Here is a 24,771-nt window from a genome sequence, read left to right as displayed (position 1 = left end):
CATCGAGAGGCACTGAGAAGCACTGAGAAGCACTGAGAGGCACCCTGCGCCACCCGCGCCGGGTGCCTCTTTTGTGCTTAAGGTGATTTTCGCCGGATAAGTCCAGGTGCACGGTTAGGTAAGCTAAGGATCAACGTCAACAACGCGACAAGAAACACCTAGGTGCGCCGGGAAGTCTGGTCGGCATGTGCACAGCCCTGCCTACCGACCGGAGGTCGACTCTCGTGGCCGCGCCCAACAGCAGCACCCGCAAAGTACTCGGACGCCTCTCCCTGCCCGAGCGGAACTTCGTCGCGGAGGCGCTGCGCACCGAGACCGTCGGTGGCGTACTCCTGCTCATCGCCGCCATCACGGCACTGATCTGGGCGAACACCCCGATCAAGGAGAGCTACGAGAGCGTCAGGGACTTCCATCTCGGACCCGCCTCGCTCGGCCTCGACCTGTCCATTCAGCACTGGGCGGCCGACGGACTGCTCGCCGTCTTCTTCTTCGTCGCCGGGATCGAGCTCAAGCGCGAGCTGGTCGCCGGCGATCTGCGCGAGCCCAAGGCCGCCGCGCTGCCCGTGATCGCCGCGATCTGCGGCATGGCCGTGCCGGCGCTCGTCTACGTGCTGGTGAACACCTTCGGCAGCGGCTCGACGGACGGCTGGGCCGTGCCGACCGCGACCGACATCGCCTTCGCGCTCGCCGTCCTCGCGGTCATCGGCACCTCGCTGCCGTCGGCGCTGCGGGCCTTCCTGCTGACCCTCGCCGTCGTCGACGACCTCTTCGCGATCATGATCATCGCGATCTTCTTCACCAGCGACCTGAACTTCGCGGCGCTCGGCGGCGCGATCCTCGGCCTCGCGGTCTTCTGGCTCCTTCTCCGCAAGGGCGTGCGCGGCTGGTACATCTACGTTCCGCTGGCCCTGGTCATCTGGGGCCTGATGTACAACAGCGGCGTCCACGCCACCATCGCCGGTGTCGCCATGGGCCTGATGCTGCGCTGCCACAAGGAGGAGGGCGAGCGGCACTCCCCCGGTGAGCACATCGAGCATCTGGTACGCCCCCTCTCGGCGGGGCTCGCCGTGCCGCTGTTCGCGCTGTTCAGCGCCGGTGTCGCGGTGTCCGGCGGGGCGCTCGGCGACGTCTTCACCAAGCCGGAGACCCTCGGCGTGGTGCTCGGCCTCGTCGTCGGCAAGGCCCTCGGCATCTTCGGCGGCACCTGGCTCGCGGCCCGCTTCACCAAGGCCGAGCTGAACGAGGACCTGGCCTGGCCCGATGTGTTCGCGGTGGCCTCGCTCGCCGGAATCGGCTTCACGGTCTCGCTGCTCATCGGGGAACTCGCCTTCAGCGAGGACCCGTTGCTCACCGACGAGATCAAGGCCGCGGTGCTGGTCGGCTCGCTGATAGCGGCCGTGATCTCCGGAGTCCTGCTGAAGCTCCGCGACCGGAAGTACCGCAAGCTGTGGGAGGACGAGGAGCGCGACGAGGACCAGAGCGGCATCCCCGACATCTACGAACAGGACGATCCGGACTACCACCTGCGGATGGCGGAGATCTACGAGAAGAAGGCCGCCGAGCACCGCAGACTTGCTCGACTGTCAGCCGGATCGAGCGACAGGCACGATGGTCCGGCATGATCTGATCTGACCAGAAGGCCCAGAAGAAGTCAGAGGAATGAGGAGCAAGCGATGAGCGCACCCGACGGTCCCGTCGGCACCGAACGCAGCCTCGGTCAGCTCGTCTCCGCGGCGAGCAAAGAGATGTCGGAGCTGGTGCACGATGAGATCGCGCTGGTCAAAGCCCAGCTGACGCAGGACGTCAAGCGCGGTGCGATCGGCAGTGCCGCGTTCATCGCGGCCACCGCCGTCCTCATCTTCTCGCTGCCGATGCTGAGCTTCGCCCTGGCCTACGGCATCCGCACCTGGAGCGGGTGGAACATGGCCATCTGCTTCGTGCTCTCGTTCGCGGCGAATGTCCTGGTGGCCGGAGTGCTCGCGTGGATCGGCGTGATCTTCGCGAAGAAGGCCGCGAAGGGCAAGGGCCCCCAGAAGGCCGCGGCCGCCGCCAAGGAGACCGCCGCCGTCCTCGGGAACGTCAAGCCGCATCCCCGCCCCGTGGCCCCTGCGGGCGCCCTTGAGCTGGAGTCCGGTGGGCGGGCCGACGCTGTGGCACGCTCGACTGCATGACGGACCAAGGCCCACCCCCGGACAGGACCACCGCGGCGACCCCCTCGACCGTACGGATCGAGGGCCCCTGGACGCACCGGGACGTCGCAGCCAACGGCGCCCGCTTCCACATCGCGGAGGCCGGTGAGGGCCCGCTGGTGCTGCTCCTGCACGGCTTCCCGCAGTTCTGGTGGGCCTGGCGGCACCAGCTCGTCGCGCTCGCCGACGCGGGCTTCCGGGCGGTGGCGATGGACCTGCGCGGGGTCGGTGGCAGCGACCGCACCCCGCGCGGCTACGACCCCGCGAACCTCGCCCTGGACATCACGGGCGTCGTACGGTCCCTCGGCGAGCCCGACGCCGCGCTCGTCGGGCACGACCTGGGCGGGTACCTCGCCTGGACGGCCGCCGTGATGCGGCCCAAGCTGGTGCGCCGCCTCGCCGTCTCCTCGATGCCGCACCCGCGGCGCTGGCGCTCGGCGATGCTGCGGGACCGCAGGCAGACGGCCGCCGGGTCGTACGTGTGGGGCTTCCAGCGGCCGTGGCTGCCGGAGCGTCAGCTGGTCGCGGACGACGGGGCCCTGGTGGGGCGTCTGATCCGGGACTGGTCGGGGCCGAGCCTGCCGGACGACGAGGCCGTGGAGACGTACCGCCGCGCCATGTGCATCCCCTCGACGGCGCACTGCTCGATCGAGCCGTACCGCTGGATGGTGCGCTCCCTCGCCCGGCCCGACGGGATCCAGTTCAACCGGCGCATGAAGCGGCCGGTGCGGGTGCCGACGCTGCATCTGCACGGCTCCCTGGACCCGGTGATGCGGACCCGCAGCGCGGCGGGCTCCGGCGAGTACGTCGAAGCGCCCTACCGCTGGCGGCTGTTCGACGGCCTCGGGCACTTCCCGCACGAGGAGGACCCGGTGGCGTTCTCCAACGAACTGGTGGCGTGGCTCAAGGACCCCGAGCCGGACCGGTAACCCGTTCGTCACGGTTCGTCACCCCCACAGGGAACTACTGTCCTACGAACGCCAATTGCCTGCCGCATAGGCCAATTGAGGCCCTTGGGCGCGGTTACCGACCTTGAGGCACGGGCACACGTCCGGGTATGGGCTGGACGCACGACTACAGTGACGTAGCACGCAAGCGCCGGACGGCCACCGTGGTGAACGGCCACGAGAGGGGCGGCCCGCACGATCCGGGACGCCCCGGTGAGGCGGCTGCCGCCGAGGCCATCGGCATCCCCCGCATTCTTCGCCGCCGGGCCCGCTGGATGTCCGCGCGGCTGCGGCACACCCGCGACTGACCCGCACCCGCTCCCACACCCGCGCGGCGGATCCTCCCTGGGGGGGATCCTCCCAGGGGCGCGCCTAGAGCGCGCACCCCTGGCTGTCGACCTCCTGGTTGGCGGTGCGGCCGCGCTCGATGTCCTCGCGCACCTCGTCCACCGTCAGGGCGTACCCGGTGTCGGGGTCGTCGAGCGACTTGGCGAACACCACGCCGTAGACCTTGCCGTCCGGGGTGAGCAGCGGGCCGCCGGAGTTGCCCTGGCGGACCGTGGCGTACAGCGAGTACACATCGCGGCGGACCGTGCCCCGGTGGTAGATGTCGGGGCCCTTGGCCGTGATGCGGCCGCGCACGCGCGCGGAGCGCACGTCGTAGGGGCCGTCCTCGGGGAAGCCCGCCACGATCGCGCTGTCGCCGCTCTGGGCGTCGCGCGAGGTGAACTGCAGGGGCGGGGCAGGCAGCGTCGGCACGTCCAGTACGGCGATGTCGCGCTCCCAGTCGTAGAGCACGACCTTGGCGTCGTACTTCTCGGCCTCGCCCCCTATCTGCACCTTGGGCTCGTCGACGCCGCCGACGACGTGGGCGTTGGTCATCACGCGGCGCGGCGCGAACACGAAGCCGGTGCCTTCGAGGGCCTTGCCGCAGCTGTGCGCGTCACCGCTGATCTTCACGATGGAGCGCTTGGCGTCGGCCGCGACCTTGCTGCCCACGAGCTTGGGGTCCGGGGGCTGGACGTCCTTGATGGGCTCGTTCGAGAACGGGCTGAAGACCTGCGGGAAGCCGTTCTGCGCGAGGACGGAGGAGAAGTCGGCGAACCAGGTGTCGGCCTGGTTCGGCAGGGTGCGGGAGACGCCGTGCAGCACCGTGGAGTTGCGCACCTCCTTGCCGAGCGTCGGCAGCGTGGTGCCCGCGAGGGCGGAGCCGATCAGCCAGGCGACGAGCAGCATGGCGACGACGTTGACCAGCGCGCCGCCGGTGGCGTCCAGGGCCCTGGCGGGCTGCCAGGTGATGTACCGGCGCAGCTTGTTGCCCAGGTGGGTGGTGAAGGCCTGGCCGACGGAGGCGCAGACGATGACGACGACCACGGCGACGACGGCCGCGGTCGTGCTGACCCGCGCGCCCTCGTCGGTGAAGGCGTCCCAGATGACCGGCAGCAGATACACCGCGACGAGGCCGCCGCCGAGGAAGCCGATCACCGAGAGGATGCCGACGACGAAACCCTGGCGGTAGCCGACGATCGCGAACCACACGGCGGCGAGCAGCAGCAGGATGTCCAGCACGTTCACGGAATTCAGTCCTCGCCTCGCATCATTCCCCGCCTCGCCTCGCGGTCTTCGCGCGTCACTGCCCTCGCGCCCGCCCCGCGAGCGGTACGCACCCTCACGGGCCCCGGTCGGCCCGGTCCCCGCAACCTTGTCATGAGCCCCAGTCGAGCGGGACCTCGCGGCCGCGGTCCCAGGGGCGCTCCCAGCCCGCGTAGTGCAGCAGTCTGTCGATGAGCCCGGCCGTAAAACCCCAGACCAGCGCGGACTCGACGAGGAACGCCGGGCCGCGGTGGCCGCTCGGGTGGACCGTCGTCGCGCGGTTCGCCGGGTCCGTGAGATCGGACACGGGGACCGTGAACACCCGGGCCGTCTCGGCCGGGTCGACCACGCCGACGGGGCTCGGCGCGCGCCACCAGCCGAGCACCGGCGTCACGACGAAGTCGCTCACCGGGATGAACAGGCTCGGCAGCACGCCGAAGAGCTGCACGCCGCTCGGGTCGAGGCCGGTCTCCTCCTCGGCCTCGCGCAGCGCGGCCCGCAGCGGGCCCGCCACGCGCGGGTCGCCGTCCTCCGGGTCGAGGGCGCCGCCGGGGAACGACGGCTGGCCCGCGTGCGAGCGCAGCGAGCTGGCCCGCTCCATGAGCAGCAGCTCGGGGCCCTGGGCGCCCTCGCCGAAGAGGATGAGGACGGCGGACTGCCGCCCCGCGCCGTTCGCCGGCGGCAGGAAGCGGCTGAGCTGGTCGGGGCGGACGCTCTCGACGGCGCGCAGCACGGGGGTCAGCCACGCGGGCAGTCCTTCGGCGGAGAGCAGGCCCTCGGCGGTGAGGGCGTGGTGGCCGTTGCGGCGCGCGGGGGCGTGGGCGGAGTCGTGGGCGCGCGCGGCGTCGGGCGCGGGGCCCTGGGGGCGTGCCGGGTCCTGGTCCTGGCCGTCGCTCATGTCCGTCTCGCCTGAGTGCGTATCGCTCTCGCCTGTGTGCGTATCGCTCGCGTGCGTCATCGGCACCCCCGTCCGTCTCTGCACAACGCCTGTCGGCCCGCTGATGGTTCCTCGTCCCGGGGACCGTCCGGGCGCGCTCCCGGCCGCCCGGTCACCCGGCGGCTCCCAGGGGCGGCGCCGCCTTGCCCGGATAGTCCGGCGGGGGGTTGAGCCGCTGGCCCGGCATGCCCCCCATCTCGTACTTCAGGAGCTTCCTTGCCTTGTCGGGGTCCGTCTCGCCCTCTCCGTACGAAGGGCAGAGGGGGGCGATCGGGCAGGCGCCGCAGGCGGGCTTGCGGGCGTGGCAGATGCGGCGGCCGTGGAAGATCACGCGGTGCGAGAGCATCGTCCAGTCGCTCTTCGGGAACAGCCCGCCGACGACGGCCTCGACCTTGTCCGGGTCGGTCTCCTCGGTCCACTTCCAGCGGCGCACCAGGCGGCCGAAGTGCGTGTCCACGGTGATGCCGGGGACTCCGAAGGCGTTGCCGAGCACGACGAAGGCGGTCTTGCGGCCCACGCCAGGCAGCTTGACCAGGTCCTCGAGGCGGCCGGGGACCTCGCCGCCGAAGTCGTCGCGCAGCGCCGCCGACAGGCCCATGATCGACCGTGTCTTGGCGCGGAAGAAGCCGGTCGGGCGGATCAGCTCCTCGACCTCCTCGGGGTTGGCCGCGGCCAGGTCCTCCGGGGTGGGGTAGCGGGAGAAGAGCGCCGGGGTCGTCTGGTTCACCCGCAGGTCCGTCGTCTGGGCCGACATGACGGTGGCGACCAGGAGCTGGAAGGGGTTCTCGAAGTCCAGCTCCGGGTGGGCGTACGGATACACGTCGGCCAGCTCGCGGTTGATGCGGCGGGCCTGGCGCACGAGGGCGGTGTGGGACTGCGGGGGTTTGGGCTTTTTGATCCGGGTGGCCGAGGCCGCCTTCTTCGCCGTCTTCGGCGCAGCCCTCGTCGTCTCTTCCGGCACCGTCCCGCCTCCGTCCCTGGAGCCTTCTGACACGCCACGTTTCGCCATGGCGCCAGCGTACGGGCCGTCACTGACACGGACGGGGGAGATGCGCAGTTGTCACGCGCCGGAGATCATCGAGCGGACCGGAAGCGACCACCACGCCCCCGGCCACCACCCCACCTCCCCCCAACCCACCGCGCCCCCATTGGCGGAAAGTCGACGCACCCGGCGGAGCACACCGAGAAGCACGCTCCGGCACGCACTCCGACACCACGCCCGGCGCGCCCCCAACACGCCGAACGAACCCCGCCCACACCTCGCCCACACCCCACCCAACGCCCGATATGTCGGGTTCCTCGGGGTAACGTAAGCGTGTTCGCCCACAGCAGAATCGCCGGAGGTGCCCGTGACCGCTGCCGCCGTGGCCTGTGCTCTCACGGGCCAGGGAGCAGGTGTCCGACCCACGTCCGGACGTCCGTATCCGTCGCCGGTCCCCCGGATCGGCCCCCAATTGGCCCCCTTCCGCATTGCCCCCGTCGCAAGTGCGGCAGACTTGAGTGACTGATCACACTGTTTGAACCGTCCGGCAAACTGGGGGCACGGTCCCCTGATGCAGGTCGACAAGGAGAGAACTCGTGGACGACGTTCTGCGGCGCGCCCCGCTCTTCGCGGCGCTCGATGACGAGCAGGCCGCGGAGCTCCGCGCCTCCATGAGTGAGGTGACGCTCGCGCGCGGGGACGCGCTTTTCCATGAGGGCGACCCCGGAGACCGCCTGTACGTGGTCACCGAGGGCAAGGTGAAGCTCCACCGCACGTCCCCCGACGGCCGCGAGAACATGCTCGCGGTGCTCGGCCCCGGCGAGCTGATCGGTGAGCTCTCGCTCTTCGACCCGGGCCCGCGCACGGCCACGGCCTCCGCCCTCACCGAGGTCAAGCTGCTCGGCCTCGGTCACGGCGACCTCCAGCCCTGGCTGAACGCCCGCCCGGAGGTGGCCGCCGCCCTGCTGCGCGCCGTCGCCCGGCGCCTGCGCAAGACCAACGACCAGATGTCGGACCTCGTGTTCTCCGACGTCCCCGGCCGCGTGGCCCGCGCCCTGCTCGACCTGTCGCGCCGCTTCGGCGTGCAGTCCGAGGAAGGCATCCACGTGGTGCACGACCTCACCCAGGAGGAGCTGGCCCAGCTGGTCGGCGCCTCCCGCGAGACGGTCAACAAGGCCCTCGCGGACTTCGCGGGCCGCGGCTGGCTGCGCCTGGAGGCCCGCGCGGTGATCCTGCTCGACGTGGAGCGCCTGGCCAAGCGGTCACGCTGACGCTGTTTCTTTCGTACGGGCCCGGCGCTCCGTACGCGTTCGGGGCCGCCCCTGGAGTCAGGGTGCGGCCCCGCCGTCGTAGTCCCTGCGGAAGTCCCCAGGGAAAGCTCTGCGGAGGTCCCCTGCGGAGGCGCCAGCACCCGAGCCCAGCCGCCCGCGCCACGCCACCAGGCGGCCTCAGGGCGGAATTTACGTGCCCCGGGGCCCGGCACGCTGCACAGTGGGCCCATGGGCACCGTCAGTCGGGGACTGGACAGTCAGGGCTACATCGAGCGTGAGGGCTCGCTGGGGCGGGTGGGCGACGCGTTCAGGCCCGTCGTCGCCGCCGCGCGCGACCGCGTCGCGGAGACCTTCGGCAAGCGCCTCGACAGCGCGTACCTGTACGGCTCCGTGCCCCGCGGCGCCGCCCGCGCGGGCCGCTCCGACCTCGACCTGCTGCTCGTCCTGCGCGCGGAGCCGACGCCGGAGGACCACGCCGACGCGGACGCCGTCGCCACCGCCGTCGACAAGGAGTTCACCGAGGTCGACGGCGTGGGCATCCTGCTCGCGAGCCGCACGGCCGTCCTGAGCGACCTGGAGACGTGCGACCTCGGCTGGTTCGTGGCCTGCCTCTGCACGCCCCTGCTCGGCGAGGACCTGGCCGAATTCCTGCCCCGCTACCGGCCCGACGGCCTCCTCGCCCGCGAGACCAACGGCGACCTCGCCCTGTTCCTGCCCCGCTGGCGCGAGCAGGCCGCCGCGGCCGCCGACGACCCCCAAGCCCTGCGCGCCCTGGTCCGCCGCGCCTCCCGGCACCTCGTCCGCACCGGCTTCACGCTCGTCATGCCGCGCTGGGGCGGCTGGACCAGCGACCTCACGGAGATGGCGGCCGCGTTCGCGCGGTACTACCCCGAGTGGGCCGACCCGATGCGGGCGGCGGCCGCCCTGGCCCTCGACCCGGTCGCCGACGCCGCCGCGCTGCGGGAGTACACCGACGTGATCGGGCCCTGGCTCGCCGAGGAGTACACGGCGGTACACGGAGCGAAGACCCCGCGCCCGCAACAGGCCGGGCCCGGGGCGCACTAGAGAGTCCTCCGGCGCGTCCGTCGGGCCGCGCACCGGGACCTGATCCCGTGCGACGCCGTACCGACGACTGACCGGACGGACCCCGGCCGACCGCCCGGCCCCACCGAACTCGCCGAACCCCCCGAACCAGCCGAACCCCCCGAACCAGCCGAACCAGCCGAACCAGCCGAACCAGCCGAACCCGCCGGACCCGCCCTAGATGAGCCCGTGCTCCCGCAAGTAGTCCAGCTGCGCCCGCACCGAAAGCTCCGCCGCGGGCCACAGCGAGCGGTCCACGTCCGCGTACACGTGCGCCACCACGTCGCCCGGCGCCACGTGCCCGTCCTCGACCGCCGTCTCCACCTGGGCCAGGCGGTGCGCCCGGTGCGCCAGATAGAACTCGACGGCGCCCTGGGCGTCCTCCAGGACCGGGCCGTGGCCCGGGAGCACCGTGTGCACGCCGTCGTCGACGGTGAGGGAGCGCAGGCGGCGCAGCGAGTCCAGGTAGTCGCCGAGGCGGCCGTCGGGGTGGGCGACGACCGTCGTGCCGCGCCCGAGGATCGTGTCGCCCGTCAGGACGGCCCGGTCGGCGGGCAGATGGAAGCAGAGGGAGTCGGCGGTGTGCCCGGGCGTCGGTACGACGCGCAGCTCCAGGCCACCCGTCGTGATCACGTCGCCCGCCGCCAGGCCCTCGTCGCCGAGGCGCAGCGCCGGGTCGAGGGCGCGGACCTTGGTGCCCGTCAGCTCCGCGAAGCGCGCGGCGCCCTCGGCGTGGTCGGGGTGGCCGTGCGTGAGCAGGGTGAGTCCGACGCGCGTGCCCTGCTCCTCTGCCGTCGCGATCACGTGGGCGAGGTGCGCCTCGTCGAGCGGGCCCGGGTCGATGACGACCGCGAGGCCGGAATCCGGCTCCGCGACGATCCAGGTGTTGGTGCCGTCCAGGGTCATCGCCGACGGGTTGGGCGCGAGGACGTTGACGGCGCGGGCGGTGGCGGGGCCGCTGAGTACGCCGCCGCGGGGCTGGCCGGGGAGGGCGGCTGCTTCGGTCATGCGGGGGTGACTCCCGTCGGTTCCGGGTGGGTGCGGTGCCGTGGGGCGGCGGCGGGTCGCCTCATGCGGTGCCGCCCACCGGGATGTGCTTGGTGAACTCGTCGTGGCCCGGCCAGGACAGGATCAGCTCGCCGTCCTCCAGGCGGGCCCTGGCCAGGACCGGGGTGAGGTCGCGGGACCCGGCGGCGGCCAGGGCGTCGGCGGCGGTGGCGCAGCCGTCGAGCTGGCGCAGCGTGGAGATGGTCGGCGGCATCATCAGGAGCTCGCCGCGGTCGTAGCGCTCGGCGGCCTGCCGGGGGCGGATCCAGACGGTGCGGTCCGCCTCCGTGGAGACGGCGCGGGTGCGCTGGCCGGCCGGGAGCACGGCGACGAAGAAGAACGTGTCGTAGCGGCGCGGTTCGAACTCCGGGGTGATCCAGCGGGCCCACGCGCCGAGCAGATCGCTGCGCAGGACCAGGCCCCTGCGGTCGAGGAACTCGGCGAAGGAGAGGTCGCGGGCCACCAGGGCGACGCGGTCCGCCTCCCAGTCGTCGCCGGTGGTGTCGTCGATGACGGTGTCCGGGGTCGGCCCGGCGAGCAGGACGCCCGCCTCCTCGTACGTCTCGCGCACGGCCGCGCACACGATGGCCTGGGCCGCCGTCTCGCCCACGCCGAGGCGGGCCGCCCACGCGGTGCGCGGCGGGCCCGCCCAGCGGACGTGGTGGTCGTCGTCGCGGGGGTCGACGCCGCCGCCGGGGTAGGCGTAGGCGCCGCCCGCGAAGGCCATCGAGGTGCTGCGGCGCAGCATGTGCACCTCGGGGCCCGCGCCGGTGTCCGGTCGGCCACCGGTGTCTCCGGTGCCTCCGGTGTCCCGGGGGTCTCCGGTGTCCCGCAGGAGCATGACCGTGGCCGCCCGGCGGGGCGCGGCAGGCGTCAGTTCGCCTGCCGCGAGGGCGCGGACGCGGTCGGGCCACTCCGGTGGGTACCACTGCCCATTTGCCATGGGCGGAGGCTATCCGGTGTGGTGCGGATGTTCGAGGGGCCTCTGGTACGCCGACCTGTACGGCGACCGCGTCGGCGCCCCCGACCCGCTACTGCGGCAGCAGCTCCACCTGGATCTCGACCTCGACCGGCGCGTCCAGCGGGAGCACCGCCACGCCCACCGCGCTGCGGGCGTGCACGCCCTTGTCGCCGAGGACCTCGCCGAGGAGTTCGCTGGCGCCGTTGAGGACGGTCGGCTGGCCGGTGAAGTCGGGGGCCGAGGCGACGAAGCCGGTGACCTTCACGACGCGCGCGATGCGGTCGAGCTCGCCCGCGACCGACTTGACCGCCGCGAGGGCGTTCAGGGCGCAGGTGCGGGCCAGGTCCTTGGCCTCCTCCGGCGTGACCTCCGCGCCGACCTTGCCGGTGACCGGCAGCTTGCCGTCCACCATGGGCAGCTGTCCTGCCGTGTACACGTACACGCCGGACTGGATCGCCGGCCGGTACGCCGCGAGCGGCGGGACGACGCCGGGCAGGGCCAGGCCCAGCTCGGCGATCCGGGCCTCGACCACGCCGCTCATGCCTGCTTCTCCCGCTTCAGGTAGGCCACCAGCTGCTCGGGGTTGTTCGGCCCGGGCACGACCTGGACGAGCTCCCAGCCGTCCTCGCCCCAGGTGTCCAGAATCTGCTTCGTGGCATGGACGAGCAGCGGCACGGTTGCGTATTCCCACTTGGTCATACGGCGACTGTAATGCCTGGCACCAGGGGCCTCGCGAACACCCGCTGTCCGGCGCCCCTAAGGGGCGGGTCAGGGGCCGGTGGGGGGCAGCCACATGCGTAGCCCGCCGGGCGACTGGTTAGGCTCGAATACGTGAGCAGGCTCCAGGTCGTCAGCGGCAAGGGCGGTACCGGCAAGACCACGGTGGCCGCGGCCCTCGCGCTCGCCCTCGCGACGGAGGGCAAACGCACCCTCCTCGTGGAGGTCGAGGGCAGACAGGGCATCGCGCAGCTCTTCGAGACAGAGGCGCTGCCCTACGAGGAGCGGAAGATCGCCGTCGCTCCGGGGGGCGGGGAGGTGTACGCCCTCGCCATCGACCCCGAACTGGCCCTTCTGGACTACCTCCAGATGTTCTACAAACTGGGCAGCGCGGGCCGCGCCCTGAAGAAGCTCGGCGCCGTCGACTTCGCGACCACCATCGCGCCCGGTCTGCGCGACGTCCTGCTGACCGGCAAGGCCTGCGAGGCGGTGCGCCGCAAGGACAAGCGGGGCCGGTACGCGTACGACTGCGTGATCATGGACGCCCCGCCGACGGGCCGCATCACGCGCTTCCTCAACGTGAACGACGAGGTGGCGGGGCTCGCCAAGATCGGGCCGATACACAATCAGGCGCAGGCCGTCATGCGGGTCCTCAAGTCCCCCGAGACGGACGTGCACTTGGTGACGCTCCTGGAGGAGATGCCCGTCCAGGAGACCGTGGACGGCATCGCCGAGCTGCGCGCCGCCGGCCTCCCGGTCGGCCGCGTCATCGTGAACATGGTGCGCCCGGCCCTCCTGGACGAGGCGGATCTTGAGCTCGGCCTGGAGCGCACGCCCCGTACGGCCATCGCCAAGACCCTGGCGGCCGCGGGGCTCGGCGGGGCCCGCGGCGCCGCGGGACGGCTCGTGGACCCGCTCCTGGCCCAGGCCGCCGAGTACGCCGAGCGGTACGCCCTGGAGGGCGCCCAGCGGGCCGTGCTCGGCGAGCACGGCCTGCCGCTGCACGAACTGCCCCTGCTGGCCGACGGGTTGGACCTCGGGGGTCTGTACGAACTCGCCACCGAACTGCGACAGCAGGGGGTTTCATGAGCCTCGACCCGGCAGGTGACCCGCTCGACGTCGACGCCCTGCTCGACGACCCGAAGACCCGCATCGTGGTGTGCTGCGGCTCCGGCGGCGTCGGCAAGACGACCACGGCGGCCGCCCTCGGCCTGCGCGCCGCCGAGCGGGGCCGCACGGTGGTGGTCCTGACGATCGACCCGGCGCGCAGGCTGGCGCAGTCCATGGGCATCGACTCGCTGGACAACGTGCCGCGGCGGGTGAAGGACGTCCAGGGCGCCGGGGAACTGCACGCCATGATGCTGGACATGAAGCGCACCTTCGACGAGATCGTCGAGGCGCACGCGGACGCGGACCGGGCCAGGGCGATCCTCTCCAACCCCTTCTACCAGTCGCTCTCGGCGGGCTTCGCGGGCACGCAGGAGTACATGGCGATGGAGAAGCTGGGGCAGCTGCGCTCCCGCGACGAGTGGGACCTGATCGTGGTGGACACCCCGCCGTCGCGCAGCGCCCTCGACTTCCTGGACGCCCCGAAGCGGCTTGGTTCTTTCCTGGACGGGAAGCTGATCCGGCTCCTGATGGCCCCGGCGAAGGTGGGCGGCCGGGCCGGGATGAAGTTCCTGAACGTCGGGATGTCGATGATGACGGGGGCGCTCGGCAAGCTGCTCGGGGGCCAGCTCCTGCGGGACGTGCAGACCTTCGTGGCCGCGATGGACACGATGTTCGGCGGCTTCCGCAAGCGGGCCGACGCGACGTACCGGCTGCTTCAGGCGCCGGGGACGGCATTCCTCGTGGTGGCGTCGCCGGAGCGGGACGCGCTGCGGGAGGCGGCGTACTTCGTGGAGCGTCTCGCTGCGGACGACATGCCGCTGGCGGGGCTCGTCCTGAACCGGGTGCACGGCAGCGGTGCCGCCGAGCTGTCGGCGGAGCGGGCGCTGGCCGCCGCGGAGGGGCTTGAGGAGGAGGTGGCGGAGAGCCGCGGGGCGAAGGCGGCGGCGGGCTCCGGGGCGGACGCCGGGGGCGCCGTCGAGGAAAATCTTGGGGCGGGCGGCATTGTGGATCAGGAGGGCGGGAATGTTGGTCTGCGTAACTCCTCAGAGTCCGAGGCTCCCAACTCCCCTGAGGCGATCGGTACTTCTCCTTCAACCAAAGACGACGACTCCGGCGCGTCCGTCGAGCAGCTGACCGCGGGCCTGCTGCGGCTGCACGCCGAGCGCATGCGGCTGCTCGCCCGCGAGCGGCACACCCGGGACCGCTTCACCGCGCTGCACCCGGAGGTGGCCGTGGCGGAGGTGGCCGCGCTGCCGGGCGACGTGCACGACCTCGACGGCCTGCGCGCGATCGGCGAGCGGCTCGCCGCGGCCACCGGTGACCACGCGTGACCGCCCGTCCAGGCGTGCGCGCACGCCCTTCGTACCTCTGCCGCACAGGACACCGCCCGTCCTGACACGCGCTGTCGAATCACCTGGCGTACAGCCCATACGTCAGGTGTCGCACAGCCCGTGTGTCAGGCTGCCCGGCGGCCCCGGTGCCGCCTGTGAACGGCGGCACTCCTGGGGGCCGGTGGTCGGCGGTGGTGCTGCGACGGATGCCGCGTGGTGCCACCTGGCATGGCGTTACGACGCGGCGTGGTGCTGCGCGACGAGGGCTCAGCCCACGGCCGCGTAACTCTCGTAGGTCTCCTCGTCGTCCAAGTCCACGGGCAGCAGGCCCGTGCCACGCTCGTACTCGGAGCGTGCTGTCTCAAGGAGCCTGCGCCACGAGGTGACCGTGGGACGCCTGCGCAGCAGTGCGCGGCGCTCCCGCTCTGTCATGCCACCCCACACGCCGAACTCGACGCGATTGTCCAGCGCGTCGGCCAGGCACTCCGTGCGCACCGGGCAGCCGGTGCACACCGCCTTGGCCCTGTTCTGCGCTGCTCCTTGTACGAACAGTTCATCCGGATCGGTAGTGCGGCAGGCGGCCTGCGCACTCCAGTCGGTTACCCAGCCCATACCGGCGCCGTCCTCTCCCGAATCGAGGCTCCCCCACGGCGGCAGCGGCATATTCACCGCCGCCAGTTGAGGACGTTACGGAAGGTGGGCACAGCGCAACACCCCCTGCGGGCCCAATCTTGAATGGCCCGAACGGACTATGCGTAAGCGGCAGATCACCCGACGGAGTGAGCTGGCGACATGCGTGACCAACCCGGCAAATGCGGGCAGTTCAGCTGGGTCACAGCGGACGCGAGGAGACGGACGAGGCGGATTCGGACATCGCTTCCGGCTGTACTCGTCCTGCGCTCGTCCCGCACTCGGCGTGGCACGAGGCTTGTTGCGCGACCGCACTGCTGTGACAGTTGAGAGCAGCTTAGGCCAAGGCATATACGCGTGTCCGGCGAATCAGAACGTAGGCTGCCCCCATGGCAAACAAGCGATCGGGCGGTGGTCTCTCCCCCGCGCAGCAGGCCGCCAAGTTCCTGGGCGTGAGCGTGCTCGCGGGCGCGGTGCTCGCCGGGATCGCGCTGCCCGCGGCGGGCGTGATCGGCCTCGCGGCCAAGGGGTCGGTCGAGGGCTTCGACGAGATCCCGGCCAACCTGAAGCAGCCGCCGCTGAGCCAGCGCACCACGATCCTGGACTCGGCGGGCGGCGCCATCGCCACGGTGTACTCGCGCGACCGCACGGTGGTGCCGCTGAAGGGCATCTCGCCGTACATGCAGAAGGCGATCGTCGCGATCGAGGACTCCCGTTTCTACGAGCACGGCGCGGTGGACCTCAAGGGCATCCTGCGCGCGGTGAACCAGAACGCGCAGAGCGGCGGCGTCGCGCAGGGCGCCTCCACGCTCACGCAGCAGTACGTGAAGAACGTCTTCGTGGAGGAGGCCGGCGACGACCCGGACAAGGTCGCCGAGGCCACCCAGCAGACCCTCGGCCGCAAGATCCGCGAGCTGAAGTACGCGATCCAGGTCGAGGAGGAGCTCGGCAAGAAGCGGATCCTCAAGAACTACCTGAACATCACGTACTTCGGTCAGCAGGCGTACGGCGTCGAGGCCGCCTCCCAGCGGTACTTCTCCAAGCCCGCCAAGGACCTCAAGCTCCAGGAGGCCGCCCTCCTCGCCGGCATCGTGCAGTCGCCGAGCCGCTACGACCCGGTGAACGACCCGGCCGAGGCCAAGCAGCGCCGCAACGTCGTGCTCCAGCGCATGGCCGAGACGCACGACATCTCGCAGCGTGAGGCCGACGAGGCGAAGCAGACCAAGCTCGGCCTGGACGTCAGCCGCCCCAAGAACGGCTGCATCACCGCCGTGAAGGGCGCCGGCTTCTTCTGCAAGTACGTCGAGAAGACCTTCCTGAACGACCCGGTCTTCGGCAAGACCAAGGAGGCCCGGGCCAAGCTGTGGAACCGCGGCGGCCTGCGCATCAGGACGACGCTCGACCCGCAGACCCAGACCTCGGTGCAGGCCTCGATCAAGGATCACGTCTACCAGACCGACGACGTGGCGACCGCCGCCACCATCGTCGAGCCCGGCACCGGCAAGATCCTCGGCATGGGCCAGTCCCGCCCGTTCGGCTACCGCAAGAACGAGACGGAGATCAACCTCTCCGTCGACGACAACATGGGCGGCGGCGCGGGCTACCAGCCCGGTTCGACGTTCAAGCCGATCGTGGCCGCGGCGGCCCTGGAGCGCGGCATGTCTCCGGGCAAGCGGTACGACTCGCCGTACGAGATGCCCTACCCCGACCGGGTCTCCGCCTGTGACGGCAAGACCTGGAAGAACTACGGCAACCAGAAGCTCACCAACGAGAACGAGTCCGAGGTCGGCCCCTACCGCATGCGGGAGGCCACCGCGAAGTCGGTCAACACCTACTTCGTGGAGATGATCGGCGACATCGGCATCTGCCCGGTGACGAAGATGGCCGACAAGATGGGCGTCCAGCGCGCCAACGGCAAGCCGATGGACCAGGCGCCGTCGATCGCGCTCGGCACCCAGGAGGTCTCGCCCCTGACGATGGCCAGCGCGTACGCGACCTTCGCGGCGCGCGGCAAGTACTGCACGCCGATCGCCATCGAGTCGATCCGCACCCTCGGGGGCAAGTCCCTGCCGGTGCCGAAGTCCACGTGCTCGCAGGCCATGTCCGAGCGGACCGCCGACACGATCAACACCCTCCTCAAGGGCGTGGTCGAGGACGGCACCGGCAAGCAGGCCGGCCTCGGCTCCCGCGACAGCGCGGGCAAGACCGGTACGACGGACTTCCGCTACGCCGCCTGGTTCGCGGGCTACACCCCGAACATGTCCGGCGCCGTCTGGGTCGGCGACCCGGCCCACGACCGCCGCATGGTCAACATCACCATCGGCGGCCGCCCCTACGGCAAGGTCTTCGGCGGCGAGGTCCCGGGACCGATCTGGCGCGACGCCATGAGCGGCGCCCTGGAGGGCAAGCCCGACCCCGACTTCGAGACGGTGCGCCTGCCCGGCGACAAGGACCGGGACCGGGACCGGGACCGCGGGGACGGCGACGGCGGCAACGGCGGCGACGACGGGAAGCCGGGCAACGGCAACGGCGGCCACAACGGTGGCGGTGGCGACGACGATGACGACAGCCCGTGGCCGGACCTGCCCGGGGTCATCGGCGGTGGGGGCGGCGGGCCCGGGGGCTGGCGGGACTAGGCCGGGCCGGGGGCCTCGGGGCCTCTGAGCACGCCGCCCCACGGGTCAACCGCATACGCATAGACAGAACAGATGGGGCGCCGCCCGAGTCGGGAAGTTCGACTCGGGCGGCGCCCCACCGACGTACGAGACGGCACCCCACGACGTACGAGACGGCACCCCGCCGACGTACGAGAGCGCGGAAACTCAGCTTCCGGCCAGGAGCTTCTTGACCGTGGCGGCGACCCGGCCGCCCTCCGCGCGCCCGGCGACCTTCGGGTTCACGATCTTCATGACCTGGCCCATGGCACGCGGCCCCTCGGCGCCCGCGCCCTTGGCCTCGGCGACGGCCGCGGCGACGATCTGCTCCAGGTCGTCGTCGGAGAGCTGCTGCGGCAGGTACTCGGCGAGCACCTCGCCCTCCGCCATCTCGCGCTCGGCCTGCTCGGGGCGGTTGCCCTGGGAGAAGGCGTCGGCGGCCTCGCGGCGCTTCTTCGCCTCGCGGGTGATCACCTTCTGCACCTCGTCGTCGGAGAGCTCGCGCTTCTCCTTGCCCGCGACCTCCTCCTTCTGCACGGCGGCGAGCGTCATCCGCAGCGTCGAGGAGCGCAGCTCGTCGCGCCCCTTGATCGCGGCGTTGAGGTCGTCCTGAAGCTTCGACTTGAGCGTGGTCATGGGGCAATTGTGGCAGGTGGACCGCGTGTGTGGCCCCCTCATTTCCGGGGGCGGCCGCCCGGGGGCCCCGGGGCGGCCGGCGGGCGTACGGGGTCTGACACGATGGAGGCATGCGCGCGCGATACGCAGTACCTCTGGGAATCACGGCGACGGCCGCGGCCGGAATCGCCTACTCGGTGGGCATCGAGGCCCGCTTCTTCCGGCTGAGGCGGGTGACGGTCCCGGTGCTCCCCGCCGGAATGCGCCCCTTGCGCGTGCTCCAGGTCTCCGACATCCACATGGTGTCCGGTCAGCGCAAGAAGCAGCGCTGGCTGCAGTCGCTCGCGGGCCTCCGCCCCGACTTCGTGATCAACACGGGCGACAACCTGTCGGACCCGCAGGGCGTGCCCGAGGTCCTGGACTCGCTCGGCCCGCTGATGTCCTTCCCCGGGGCGTACGTCTTCGGCTCGAACGACTACTACGGCCCGACGCTCCGCAACCCCGGGCGCTACTTGATCGAGAAGATGCAGGGCCGCCACGGCCTCAACGGCAACAAGCCCGTGGTCGGGGCGGTCCACAACCCGTGGGAGGACCTGCGGGACGGCTTCGACGCGGCGGGCTGGGTGAACCTCACGAACACCCGCGGCTCGCTGAAGATCGACGGCTACGACATCGCGCTGACCGGACTGGACGACCCGCACATCAAGAGGGACCGGTACGCGCGCGTGGCAGGCGGCCCGGTGGCCGACGCGGACTTCTCGATGGGCGTCGTGCACGCCCCGTACCTGCGCGCCCTCGACGCCTTCACGGCCGACGGCTATCCCCTGGTCCTCGCCGGCCACACCCACGGCGGCCAGCTGTGCATCCCCTTCTACGGGGCGCTGGTCACCAACTGCGATCTGGACACGGACCGGGTGAAGGGCCTGTCGACGCACGAGGCCGAGGGCCACACGTCCTACCTGCACGTCTCCGCGGGCTGCGGCACCAGCCGCTACACCCCCCTCCGCTTCGCGTGCCCCCCGGAGGCCACCCTCCTGACCCTCACGGAACGCTCCCCGGCCGCCTGAGCCTCACCCGCGCCCCACCCCGCAAAACCGGATTTCGTCTCCGGCCACCGGTCCGCTAAAGTAATCGATGTCGCCGCGACCTGCCCAGCAGGACCGCCGGAACAACGACATCGGGGTGTGGCGCAGCTTGGCAGCGCGCTTCGTTCGGGACGAAGAGGTCGTGGGTTCAAATCCCGCCACCCCGACAGTGAAGTACCAGTTCAGGGGCATGATCCGAGAGATCGGATCATGCCCCTGACTCGTTTCTCGAGCCTCTTGGGAGCCATGGGGGAGCCGACCTCCCTCCAGCGAGGTCAGCGACCCTCAGCTCCGACAGCGCACCGCGGATCGAGGCAATGCGGGCAGCGCCCACCAGGGCCATGGCCTGAGCTGGAGACCACGTCAGCCCTCAGCGCGGAGGCATGCGCGGGCGCGGAGCCCTCTTCCACCACGAATAATCCATGGCTAGCCCAACCAACTGTCTTGAGAAGAGTCAGGCACCATGGCGTCTCTCCAGTTCTCGCTGCTCGACCCCCCTGCGCATCCTCCGGGACAGCACCTCGTTGCCCGTGGGATATCCGCAGCAGCAGGCGATGCTCGCCACGCTCCTGCTCAGACCGGGGCGCCGCGCGCTGCGTGCCGGAGCTCACCGAGCTGACCACCGAGCATTCGTTGCGCGAGCGGCCCTACGGGCTGCTGATGACGGCCCTGTATCAGGCGGGGCGGTCGGCCGACGCCCTTGCCGTCTTCCGCGACGCCCGGCGACTGCTCATCGACGAGCTCGGGGTGGAGCCCGGGCCGGAGCTGGAGGGACTGCACCGGCGCATCCTCGAGCGCGACCCCACCCTCGTCCCCGCCTCCCCGGAGTCGCTCAGCCTCGTCGGATCCGGTGCGGAGACGGACGAGGCACCGGAACAGCCGGAGCAACCGGAGCCAGCGCCCGGCCCCCGCCAGAAGTCCACCGCGCCACTGCCGACTGCGCCGAGACCGTGATCGATCTTCTGCTGCTCGACCGCCTCATGGAGGCCAATCCGCGACTGCGGCTCACCTTGGTGCCCAAGTCCCTGCCCTGCTACACCGACGCCGACGCGCCTCTCGTGCTCCGCCTGCTCGACTCGCCGCGGCTGCGGGCACTTGGCGTCGACCGGCTGCGGGCAACGGACGTGTGCACGACTGGCCCGAGCATGGCCACGGCCAACCTGCGCAAGCTGTCCCCGGAGCTGGCCCGTGCCCTGCACGAAGCGGACTGCGTGTTCGTGAAGGGCACCAATGTCCACGAGATGTTCCAGGGCGGCATCAGCAAGGTGACGTACACCGGATTCGTGCTGGTCAGCGAGTTCAACGAAGGGGCGATGGGGGTGAACGCGGCCACGGCACCGCTGTTCCTGGTCCGCTCCGAGCCTGGTGAGTACACGAACTGAGGCTTCGAAGGACGCCGCTTCCGTACGCGGCGCTACGCCGACGGTCGGCACGTCAGGTTGTGCTGGAGCACTTTGACGGACCGTGAGCGGCGCAAGGAGTGCACCGCACCCGCCGCGCTCCGCGACGAGTGGCGTCGGCTCGACGCGCTCGCCGAACGGGTCGCACCCAGAACGCGCGTTGCGCTGGAGAGCGAGCGGGGAAGGGTGCGCAGGAGGCTGCAGCAGCTCACCGGAACACCCGTCGTCCCCACCCCTTCCTGGAGTCCCCATGCCTGACCTCGAAGCCGACTGGCTGGACGAAGTGGAACGCCTCGCCGCCGGGGCGATCGCCCGCTTCCCCCGCCACAACGAGATCTTTCACCTCGTCTCCCGCCTCGCCGAAGAGACGGGGGAAGTCGCCCAGCAGGTCAACCACTTGGAGGGCATGGGGCTCAAGCGCGACCGCCACGGCGAACCGGACGTCGGAGACCTCACCAAGGAGGTGCTCGACGTGGTGCGCTGTGCCGTGACGATCGCCATGCACTACGGCTGCGTCGACGACCTCCGGGAGCTCACGTCGCAGAAGCTGGCCTCGTACCGCCGGGAGGGGTGGGTGAACTGACGGCGCCCCGCGCCGACCGTGAGCGCCGACGACGAGCAGGCGTGAACGGCGAGCTTGTTCGCTGTGGTCAGGCCTCCGCGCGCCAGACGGTGCCCCTGCGTTCGTACTCCAGGATCATCTCGGCGAGCAGCGCGGTCTTCGGGCCGTAGAGGCGCTCGGCGAGCCAGAGGGCCAGGTCGAGGCCCGAGGTGACGCCGCCGCAAGTGATCAGGTCGCCGTCGTCCACCACCCGCCCGAACGTGAGCTTCCCGCCCTGATCGGCCAGATCCTCGCGGGCCGCGAAGTGCGTCGTGCACGGACGGCCTCGGGTGATCTTCGCCGCGGACATGAGCATGACGCCGGTGCATATCCCGCCCATGATCAGACCGGGCCGCTCGGCTCTGGCCAGGGCACGCGGGAGTACGCCGCGCTTGATCTCGTCGTCGACCCCGGACCCCTTCCCGTAGCCCCCGCCGGGCACCAGCAGGACGTCCGCGTCCTCCGGGGCCCAGGGGTCGCGTACGTCGATGTACATGCCGGAGGACGTCCGTACGGTGCGGGGGCCGTCGGCGGTGACGAAGCTCTGCGTGATCCGGCACTTGCCCGCGTCCCTGAGGATGCCGAGCACCTCGACGGGGCCCGCGAAGTCCTGCTCCTCAACGTCGTCGAACAGGACCGTGTGCACGCGCAGTTCACGGGTGCGCCCGCTCTTCCCCTCGGCGGTGGCGGCAGAGGCGGTGGCGGAGGAGGTGCCGAGGCCCAGTGCGGTCGCGGCCGTGGCCACGGCGCCCGTACGGAGAATGTGTCGTCGCTGCATGTCATGTGCTCCTTGGGTCGGTCGGGGTCGGAGGGGTGACGGCCCCGGACGACTGTCTCCTCGGGCCTGCGACGTGTGGAAGGGGATGTCCGGATGTGTGGGCTGCTGGTCCTTGAGGACCTGCTGGCCGGGTGCCGAGACTGAGGGGCATGAGGACCGAGGTCGATGTGGTCGTGGTCGTGGGGGACGGCGTGGTGCTGCTCGATGTGGCGGGGCCGGTGCAGGTGTTGCACGGGACCGGCTACCGGGTGCGGCTCGCCTCGCCCCGCGGGCGTTCCGTGGTGACCGACACGGGGATCCCGCTGGGGGTCGAACTGGCCGTGGAGGACGTCCCCGAGACCGTGGACACGGTGCTGGTGCCGGGCTATCCGACGGTGAGCGGCCACGGGCATCCGCCGGAGCTGATCGCGCACGTACGCCGCATCGGCGCGGGCGCGCGGCGCACGGCGTCCGCCTGCACCGGCGCGTATCTGCTCGCGGAGGCCGGGCTGTTGGACGGCAGGCGGGCCACGACGCACTGGGCCGAGTGCGAAACGCTGGCGAGGCTCTTCCCGCGGGTGCGGGTGGAGCCCGACTCCATCTACGTACGCGACGGGCCCGTCATCACCTCCGCCGGCGTGACGGCGGGCATCGACCTGGCGCTTGCGCTGGTCGAGGAGGACCACGGCCCCGAGGTGGCGCGCACCACCGCCAAGAACCTCGTCGTCTTCCTCCAACGCCCCGGCGGTCAGTCGCAGTTCAGCGTACGGAGCGCGGTGACCCCGCCCCGCAGCCCCGGGCTGCGGCGGGTCCTGGATGCCGTCGTGGCCGACCCCGGTGGGAACCACACCCTCGCCGCCATGGCCGAGCGGCTCGCCGTCAGCGAACGCCACGTCACCCGCCTCTTCCGCCGCGAAGTCGGCGGCACCCCCGGGCAGTACGTGGAACGCGTCCGTCTGGAGGCCGCGCAGGCGATGCTCGAATCCTGCGACGCCGGTGTGCACACCATTGCACGCGCCTGCGGGTTCGGCACGGACGAGACGATGCGGCGGGTGTTCCTGCGCGTGCTCAACGCGCCGCCCGCGGTGTATCGGGAGCGGTTCCGCGCGTCGGCCTCCTCCGCCCGTGCCTCACGTCCCGACAGACCGAGGAGAGAAGAGAACTGATGCCCGCACATCCGCCGCACCGCGATGCCCTGGCCACCGGCACCAGCAGCGACGCCGACACCGACCCCACCCAGGACCTGTCGTTCCCCGGCACGGACCTCTCCCGCAGCGCCCTCGGCCTCGTGGACGAGGCGGCGCCGCCGTACCTGCGCAATCACAGCCTGCGCGCCTTCCTGTTCGGGCGCGCCGCCGCCGCGCAGGCCGGGTGTCGGCCCGGGGAGGACTACGACGAGGAGGTGCTGTTCCTCATCTGCGCGCTGCACGACCTGGGACTGACCGAGCGGGCCGCGGACGATCGGCAGCGGTTCGAGGTCGCGGGCGCCGACCTGGCGGCGCGCTTCCTGGAGGACAACGGCATCACCGACTCCCGCGTGGACGCCGTCTGGGACGGCATCGCCCTGCACACCTCGCCCGGATTCGCGGCCTCCCCCGTCCACCGGAACCGCCGCCCGCCGGAGATCGGTGCGGCGCAGCGCGGCATCCTCCTCGACATCGAGGGCGGCCCCGACGACCTGCCGCGCGGCTACGCCTCCCGCGTGCACGCCGCCTACCCCCGCCTCGGCGGGGCCCGCGCCCTCGGCGCGGCCCTGGAGTCCCGCAGCCTCTCCGACCCGGCCACGGCCCCGCCGATGACCCTGCCGGGCGAGATCCTCCACCAGCTCCACCCCGAACTCCCCTACACCACCTGGCAGATGGTCCTCGACGCGAGCGGCTGGGGCGACTGAGCGGCGCGTCAGGCGCCGGCGAGGGGCAGCATCAGCCGGCGCTCGCGGCACTGCGGGACGCCGCGTAACCGTGCCGGGAAGCCACGCCGGCGGAACGCCGCCCCGTTCCCGTGTCAGCGGAACGCCGCCCCGTTCCGCCGCGCCCACTCCGCGTACGTGTGCGGCGCGCGGCCGAGGATCCGCTCGGCGTCGGGGCTGACGCGGGCCTCCTCGGGGGTGGGGGTGCCGAGGATCGCGAGGGTCGTGTCGGCGACGGGCTCGGGCATGAAGTGGAGCAGCTGGGCGCGGGCCTCGTCGCGGGTCTGTTCGGTGAAGCGGATCGGGGTGCCGAGGGCCGCGGCGATCGCCTCCGTCTGCTGGCGGGGGGTGATCAGGGCCGGGCCCGTGAGTTCGTAGGTCCGGCCCGCGTGAGCGGGGTCGCGCAGCGCCGTCGCGGCCACCTCCGCTATGTCGGCCGGGTCGATCACCGGCAGACCCACGTCGCCGAACGGCGCCGCGACGGTACGTGACGTACGTACCGAATCGGCCCAGGCGTAGGTGTTGGACGCGAACCCGCCGGGGCGCAGGATCGTCCGCTCGACCCCCGACCGCCGCACCGCGTCCTCGATCGACCGCATCAGCGCGCCGTGCGACGGTGAGTCCGGCCGGGTCGCCACCCCTTGCGAGGACAGCAGCACCACCCGCTCCACACCGCCCGCCCCGGCCGCGTCGAGGATGGCCCCCGGGTCGAGCAGGTGGGCGCTCGCGCCGCCGCTCTGGAGGAACAGGGCCCGCGCGCCGTCGAAGGTGGCGCGCAGACTCTCGACGTCGGCCAGGTCCGCCCGGCGCCAGTCGACCCCGTCCGGCACGTCCCGCGCCGAGATCCCCCGGGATGTCGCCCTGACCTTCTCGCCCGCCGCCGCGAGCGTCCGCACCAGCGATCGGCCCACGTTTCCCGTCGCTCCGGTCACCACGATCATGTCGTCTCCCT

At 71.7% G+C, this 24,771-nt stretch carries 26 protein-coding genes and 1 tRNA gene; 16 read left to right on the top strand and 11 right to left on the bottom strand.

The features are described 5' to 3' along the window. Positions 1–224 precede the first annotated feature (224 nt). The 4 genes from nhaA to OO63_RS10925 all read left to right on the top strand — a co-directional run bounded on the left by nhaA (position 225) and on the right by OO63_RS10925 (position 3,444). A complete protein-coding gene (nhaA, locus tag OO63_RS10940) occupies positions 225–1,622 on the top strand; it encodes a Na+/H+ antiporter NhaA (RefSeq protein ID WP_030359653.1) in 1,398 nt (465 codons plus the stop codon). Positions 1,623–1,673: 51 nt separating this feature from the next. Further along, positions 1,674–2,171 carry a phage holin family protein gene (locus OO63_RS10935; protein WP_030359652.1) on the top strand — a complete coding sequence of 166 codons (498 nt, stop codon included), beginning with the start codon at positions 1,674–1,676 and terminating at the stop codon, positions 2,169–2,171. Continuing rightward, on the top strand, positions 2,168–3,118 hold the full coding sequence (locus tag OO63_RS10930) for an alpha/beta fold hydrolase (protein ID WP_030359651.1): 951 nt from the start codon (positions 2,168–2,170) through the stop codon (positions 3,116–3,118). Before OO63_RS10935 ends, OO63_RS10930 begins: the two co-directional genes overlap by 4 nt. 128 nt (positions 3,119–3,246) lie before the next feature. Then, positions 3,247–3,444, top strand: a complete 198-nt coding sequence (locus tag OO63_RS10925) for a hypothetical protein (RefSeq protein ID WP_030359650.1) — start codon at positions 3,247–3,249, stop codon at positions 3,442–3,444. Positions 3,445–3,508: 64 nt separating this feature from the next. On the opposite strand, the gene OO63_RS10920 is transcribed toward OO63_RS10925, so the two are convergent. The 3 genes from OO63_RS10920 to nth form a co-directional block, all read right to left on the bottom strand. Beyond that, positions 3,509–4,711 carry a MarP family serine protease gene (locus OO63_RS10920; protein ID WP_030359649.1) on the bottom strand — a complete coding sequence of 401 codons (1,203 nt, stop codon included), beginning with the start codon at positions 4,709–4,711 and terminating at the stop codon, positions 3,509–3,511. A 130-nt stretch (positions 4,712–4,841) separates the two neighbouring features. Beyond that, on the bottom strand, positions 4,842–5,627 hold the full coding sequence (locus OO63_RS10915; RefSeq protein WP_078619069.1) for an NUDIX domain-containing protein: 786 nt from the start codon (positions 5,625–5,627) through the stop codon (positions 4,842–4,844). Positions 5,628–5,778: 151 nt separating this feature from the next. Next, the gene (nth, locus tag OO63_RS10910) at positions 5,779–6,627 is read right to left on the bottom strand and encodes an endonuclease III (RefSeq protein ID WP_030359647.1); all 849 of its coding nucleotides are present in this window, start codon (positions 6,625–6,627) and stop codon (positions 5,779–5,781) included. 617 nt (positions 6,628–7,244) lie between these two features. On the opposite strand from nth, the gene OO63_RS10905 reads away from it, so the two are divergent. Next, on the top strand, positions 7,245–7,919 hold the full coding sequence (locus OO63_RS10905; RefSeq protein WP_016642758.1) for a Crp/Fnr family transcriptional regulator: 675 nt from the start codon (positions 7,245–7,247) through the stop codon (positions 7,917–7,919). 228 nt (positions 7,920–8,147) lie between these two features. Continuing rightward, positions 8,148–8,984 (top strand): nucleotidyltransferase domain-containing protein, encoded by an 837-nt coding sequence (locus OO63_RS10900; protein ID WP_033264016.1) that lies wholly within the window; start codon positions 8,148–8,150, stop codon positions 8,982–8,984. A 195-nt stretch (positions 8,985–9,179) separates the two neighbouring features. Here OO63_RS10900 and OO63_RS10895 read toward each other — a convergent pair whose 3' ends face one another. The 4 genes from OO63_RS10895 to sp36 form a co-directional block, all read right to left on the bottom strand. After that, complete coding sequence (locus tag OO63_RS10895; RefSeq protein WP_030359645.1) at positions 9,180–10,010, bottom strand: MBL fold metallo-hydrolase; 831 nt, start codon at positions 10,008–10,010, stop codon at positions 9,180–9,182. A 61-nt stretch (positions 10,011–10,071) separates the two neighbouring features. Further along, positions 10,072–10,992: an NUDIX hydrolase gene (locus tag OO63_RS10890; protein ID WP_030359644.1), complete on the bottom strand. Its 921-nt coding sequence runs from the start codon at positions 10,990–10,992 to the stop codon at positions 10,072–10,074. An 88-nt stretch (positions 10,993–11,080) separates the two neighbouring features. Further along, a complete protein-coding gene (locus OO63_RS10885) occupies positions 11,081–11,551 on the bottom strand; it encodes a RidA family protein (protein ID WP_030359643.1) in 471 nt (156 codons plus the stop codon). Beyond that, positions 11,548–11,709, bottom strand: a complete 162-nt coding sequence (gene sp36, locus OO63_RS44625; RefSeq protein ID WP_003975360.1) for a Sp36 family protein — start codon at positions 11,707–11,709, stop codon at positions 11,548–11,550. The genes OO63_RS10885 and sp36 overlap by 4 nt, the downstream gene beginning before the upstream one ends. 132 nt (positions 11,710–11,841) lie before the next feature. Here sp36 and bagA point away from each other — a divergent pair, with 132 nt between their 5' ends. Together bagA and bagB are read left to right on the top strand one after the other, a co-directional pair. Further along, entirely contained in the window at positions 11,842–12,816 is a 975-nt protein-coding gene (bagA, locus tag OO63_RS10880; RefSeq protein ID WP_030359642.1) for an ATPase BagA, read from the top strand. Beyond that, entirely contained in the window at positions 12,813–14,168 is a 1,356-nt protein-coding gene (gene bagB / locus OO63_RS10875) for an ATPase BagB (protein ID WP_030359641.1), read from the top strand. The genes bagA and bagB overlap by 4 nt, the downstream gene beginning before the upstream one ends. A gap of 267 nt (positions 14,169–14,435) precedes the next feature. Here the strand turns inward: bagB and OO63_RS10870 are convergent, their stop codons facing one another. Beyond that, on the bottom strand, positions 14,436–14,780 hold the full coding sequence (locus OO63_RS10870; protein WP_170316297.1) for a WhiB family transcriptional regulator: 345 nt from the start codon (positions 14,778–14,780) through the stop codon (positions 14,436–14,438). Between the two features lie 407 nt (positions 14,781–15,187). On the opposite strand from OO63_RS10870, the gene OO63_RS10865 reads away from it, so the two are divergent. Further along, positions 15,188–17,434 carry a transglycosylase domain-containing protein gene (locus OO63_RS10865; protein WP_030359639.1) on the top strand — a complete coding sequence of 749 codons (2,247 nt, stop codon included), beginning with the start codon at positions 15,188–15,190 and terminating at the stop codon, positions 17,432–17,434. Between the two features lie 186 nt (positions 17,435–17,620). Here the strand turns inward: OO63_RS10865 and OO63_RS10860 are convergent, their stop codons facing one another. Further along, a complete protein-coding gene (locus OO63_RS10860; RefSeq protein ID WP_030359638.1) occupies positions 17,621–18,088 on the bottom strand; it encodes a GatB/YqeY domain-containing protein in 468 nt (155 codons plus the stop codon). Positions 18,089–18,198: 110 nt separating this feature from the next. Here OO63_RS10860 and OO63_RS10855 point away from each other — a divergent pair, with 110 nt between their 5' ends. The 5 genes from OO63_RS10855 (at position 18,199) to OO63_RS10835 (ending at position 21,135) form a co-directional block, all read left to right on the top strand. Beyond that, entirely contained in the window at positions 18,199–19,134 is a 936-nt protein-coding gene (locus OO63_RS10855) for a metallophosphoesterase (protein WP_030359637.1), read from the top strand. 111 nt (positions 19,135–19,245) lie between these two features. After that, positions 19,246–19,319, top strand: a tRNA-Pro gene (locus OO63_RS10850). Positions 19,320–19,749: 430 nt separating this feature from the next. Next, positions 19,750–20,106, top strand: a complete 357-nt coding sequence (locus tag OO63_RS46715; RefSeq protein ID WP_030359636.1) for an AfsR/SARP family transcriptional regulator — start codon at positions 19,750–19,752, stop codon at positions 20,104–20,106. Beyond that, a complete protein-coding gene (locus tag OO63_RS10840; protein ID WP_030359635.1) occupies positions 20,103–20,534 on the top strand; it encodes an ARMT1-like domain-containing protein in 432 nt (143 codons plus the stop codon). The genes OO63_RS46715 and OO63_RS10840 overlap by 4 nt, the downstream gene beginning before the upstream one ends. A gap of 268 nt (positions 20,535–20,802) precedes the next feature. Beyond that, positions 20,803–21,135: a nucleoside triphosphate pyrophosphohydrolase family protein gene (locus OO63_RS10835; protein ID WP_030359634.1), complete on the top strand. Its 333-nt coding sequence runs from the start codon at positions 20,803–20,805 to the stop codon at positions 21,133–21,135. 67 nt (positions 21,136–21,202) lie between these two features. Here OO63_RS10835 and OO63_RS10830 read toward each other — a convergent pair whose 3' ends face one another. After that, positions 21,203–21,931 carry a DJ-1/PfpI family protein gene (locus tag OO63_RS10830; protein WP_030359633.1) on the bottom strand — a complete coding sequence of 243 codons (729 nt, stop codon included), beginning with the start codon at positions 21,929–21,931 and terminating at the stop codon, positions 21,203–21,205. Positions 21,932–22,080: 149 nt separating this feature from the next. Here OO63_RS10830 and OO63_RS10825 point away from each other — a divergent pair, with 149 nt between their 5' ends. Together OO63_RS10825 and OO63_RS10820 are read left to right on the top strand one after the other, a co-directional pair. Further along, positions 22,081–23,076, top strand: coding sequence for a GlxA family transcriptional regulator (locus OO63_RS10825; RefSeq protein ID WP_030359632.1), 996 nt, complete (start codon positions 22,081–22,083; stop codon positions 23,074–23,076). Then, complete coding sequence (locus OO63_RS10820) at positions 23,076–23,801, top strand: HD domain-containing protein (RefSeq protein WP_051810743.1); 726 nt, start codon at positions 23,076–23,078, stop codon at positions 23,799–23,801. Before OO63_RS10825 ends, OO63_RS10820 begins: the two co-directional genes overlap by 1 nt. A gap of 113 nt (positions 23,802–23,914) precedes the next feature. Here the strand turns inward: OO63_RS10820 and OO63_RS10815 are convergent, their stop codons facing one another. Continuing rightward, positions 23,915–24,760: an NmrA family NAD(P)-binding protein gene (locus OO63_RS10815; protein WP_030359630.1), complete on the bottom strand. Its 846-nt coding sequence runs from the start codon at positions 24,758–24,760 to the stop codon at positions 23,915–23,917. Positions 24,761–24,771 lie beyond the last annotated feature (11 nt).

Source organism: Streptomyces alboflavus (assembly GCF_000716675.1).
Classification (GTDB): domain Bacteria; phylum Actinomycetota; class Actinomycetes; order Streptomycetales; family Streptomycetaceae; genus Streptomyces; species Streptomyces alboflavus.
Note: the sequence above shows the minus strand (reverse complement) of the source record. Positions and strands in the feature narration are given on the sequence as shown.

What these genes read in the sequence shown, in the direction of transcription:
- OO63_RS10865 (WP_030359639.1), top strand. Translation starts at nt 15,188, where the DNA reads ATGGCAAACAAGCGATCGGGCGGTGGTCTCTCCCCCGCGCAGCAGGCC.
- OO63_RS10825 (WP_030359632.1), top strand. Translation starts at nt 22,081, where the DNA reads ATGAGGACCGAGGTCGATGTGGTCGTGGTCGTGGGGGACGGCGTGGTG.
- bagB (WP_030359641.1), top strand. Translation starts at nt 12,813, where the DNA reads ATGAGCCTCGACCCGGCAGGTGACCCGCTCGACGTCGACGCCCTGCTC.
- OO63_RS10915 (WP_078619069.1), bottom strand. Translation starts at nt 5,627, where the DNA reads ATGAGCGACGGCCAGGACCAGGACCCGGCACGCCCCCAGGGCCCCGCG.
- OO63_RS10830 (WP_030359633.1), bottom strand. Translation starts at nt 21,931, where the DNA reads ATGCAGCGACGACACATTCTCCGTACGGGCGCCGTGGCCACGGCCGCG.
- OO63_RS10820 (WP_051810743.1), top strand. Translation starts at nt 23,076, where the DNA reads ATGCCCGCACATCCGCCGCACCGCGATGCCCTGGCCACCGGCACCAGC.
- OO63_RS10895 (WP_030359645.1), bottom strand. Translation starts at nt 10,010, where the DNA reads ATGACCGAAGCAGCCGCCCTCCCCGGCCAGCCCCGCGGCGGCGTACTC.
- OO63_RS10925 (WP_030359650.1), top strand. Translation starts at nt 3,247, where the DNA reads ATGGGCTGGACGCACGACTACAGTGACGTAGCACGCAAGCGCCGGACG.
- OO63_RS10860 (WP_030359638.1), bottom strand. Translation starts at nt 18,088, where the DNA reads ATGACCACGCTCAAGTCGAAGCTTCAGGACGACCTCAACGCCGCGATC.
- OO63_RS10815 (WP_030359630.1), bottom strand. Translation starts at nt 24,760, where the DNA reads ATGATCGTGGTGACCGGAGCGACGGGAAACGTGGGCCGATCGCTGGTG.
- sp36 (WP_003975360.1), bottom strand. Translation starts at nt 11,709, where the DNA reads ATGACCAAGTGGGAATACGCAACCGTGCCGCTGCTCGTCCATGCCACG.
- OO63_RS10870 (WP_170316297.1), bottom strand. Translation starts at nt 14,780, where the DNA reads ATGGGCTGGGTAACCGACTGGAGTGCGCAGGCCGCCTGCCGCACTACC.
- OO63_RS10930 (WP_030359651.1), top strand. Translation starts at nt 2,168, where the DNA reads ATGACGGACCAAGGCCCACCCCCGGACAGGACCACCGCGGCGACCCCC.
- OO63_RS10855 (WP_030359637.1), top strand. Translation starts at nt 18,199, where the DNA reads ATGCGCGCGCGATACGCAGTACCTCTGGGAATCACGGCGACGGCCGCG.
- OO63_RS10900 (WP_033264016.1), top strand. Translation starts at nt 8,148, where the DNA reads ATGGGCACCGTCAGTCGGGGACTGGACAGTCAGGGCTACATCGAGCGT.
- OO63_RS10935 (WP_030359652.1), top strand. Translation starts at nt 1,674, where the DNA reads ATGAGCGCACCCGACGGTCCCGTCGGCACCGAACGCAGCCTCGGTCAG.
- OO63_RS10885 (WP_030359643.1), bottom strand. Translation starts at nt 11,551, where the DNA reads ATGAGCGGCGTGGTCGAGGCCCGGATCGCCGAGCTGGGCCTGGCCCTG.
- OO63_RS10835 (WP_030359634.1), top strand. Translation starts at nt 20,803, where the DNA reads ATGCCTGACCTCGAAGCCGACTGGCTGGACGAAGTGGAACGCCTCGCC.
- OO63_RS10890 (WP_030359644.1), bottom strand. Translation starts at nt 10,992, where the DNA reads ATGGCAAATGGGCAGTGGTACCCACCGGAGTGGCCCGACCGCGTCCGC.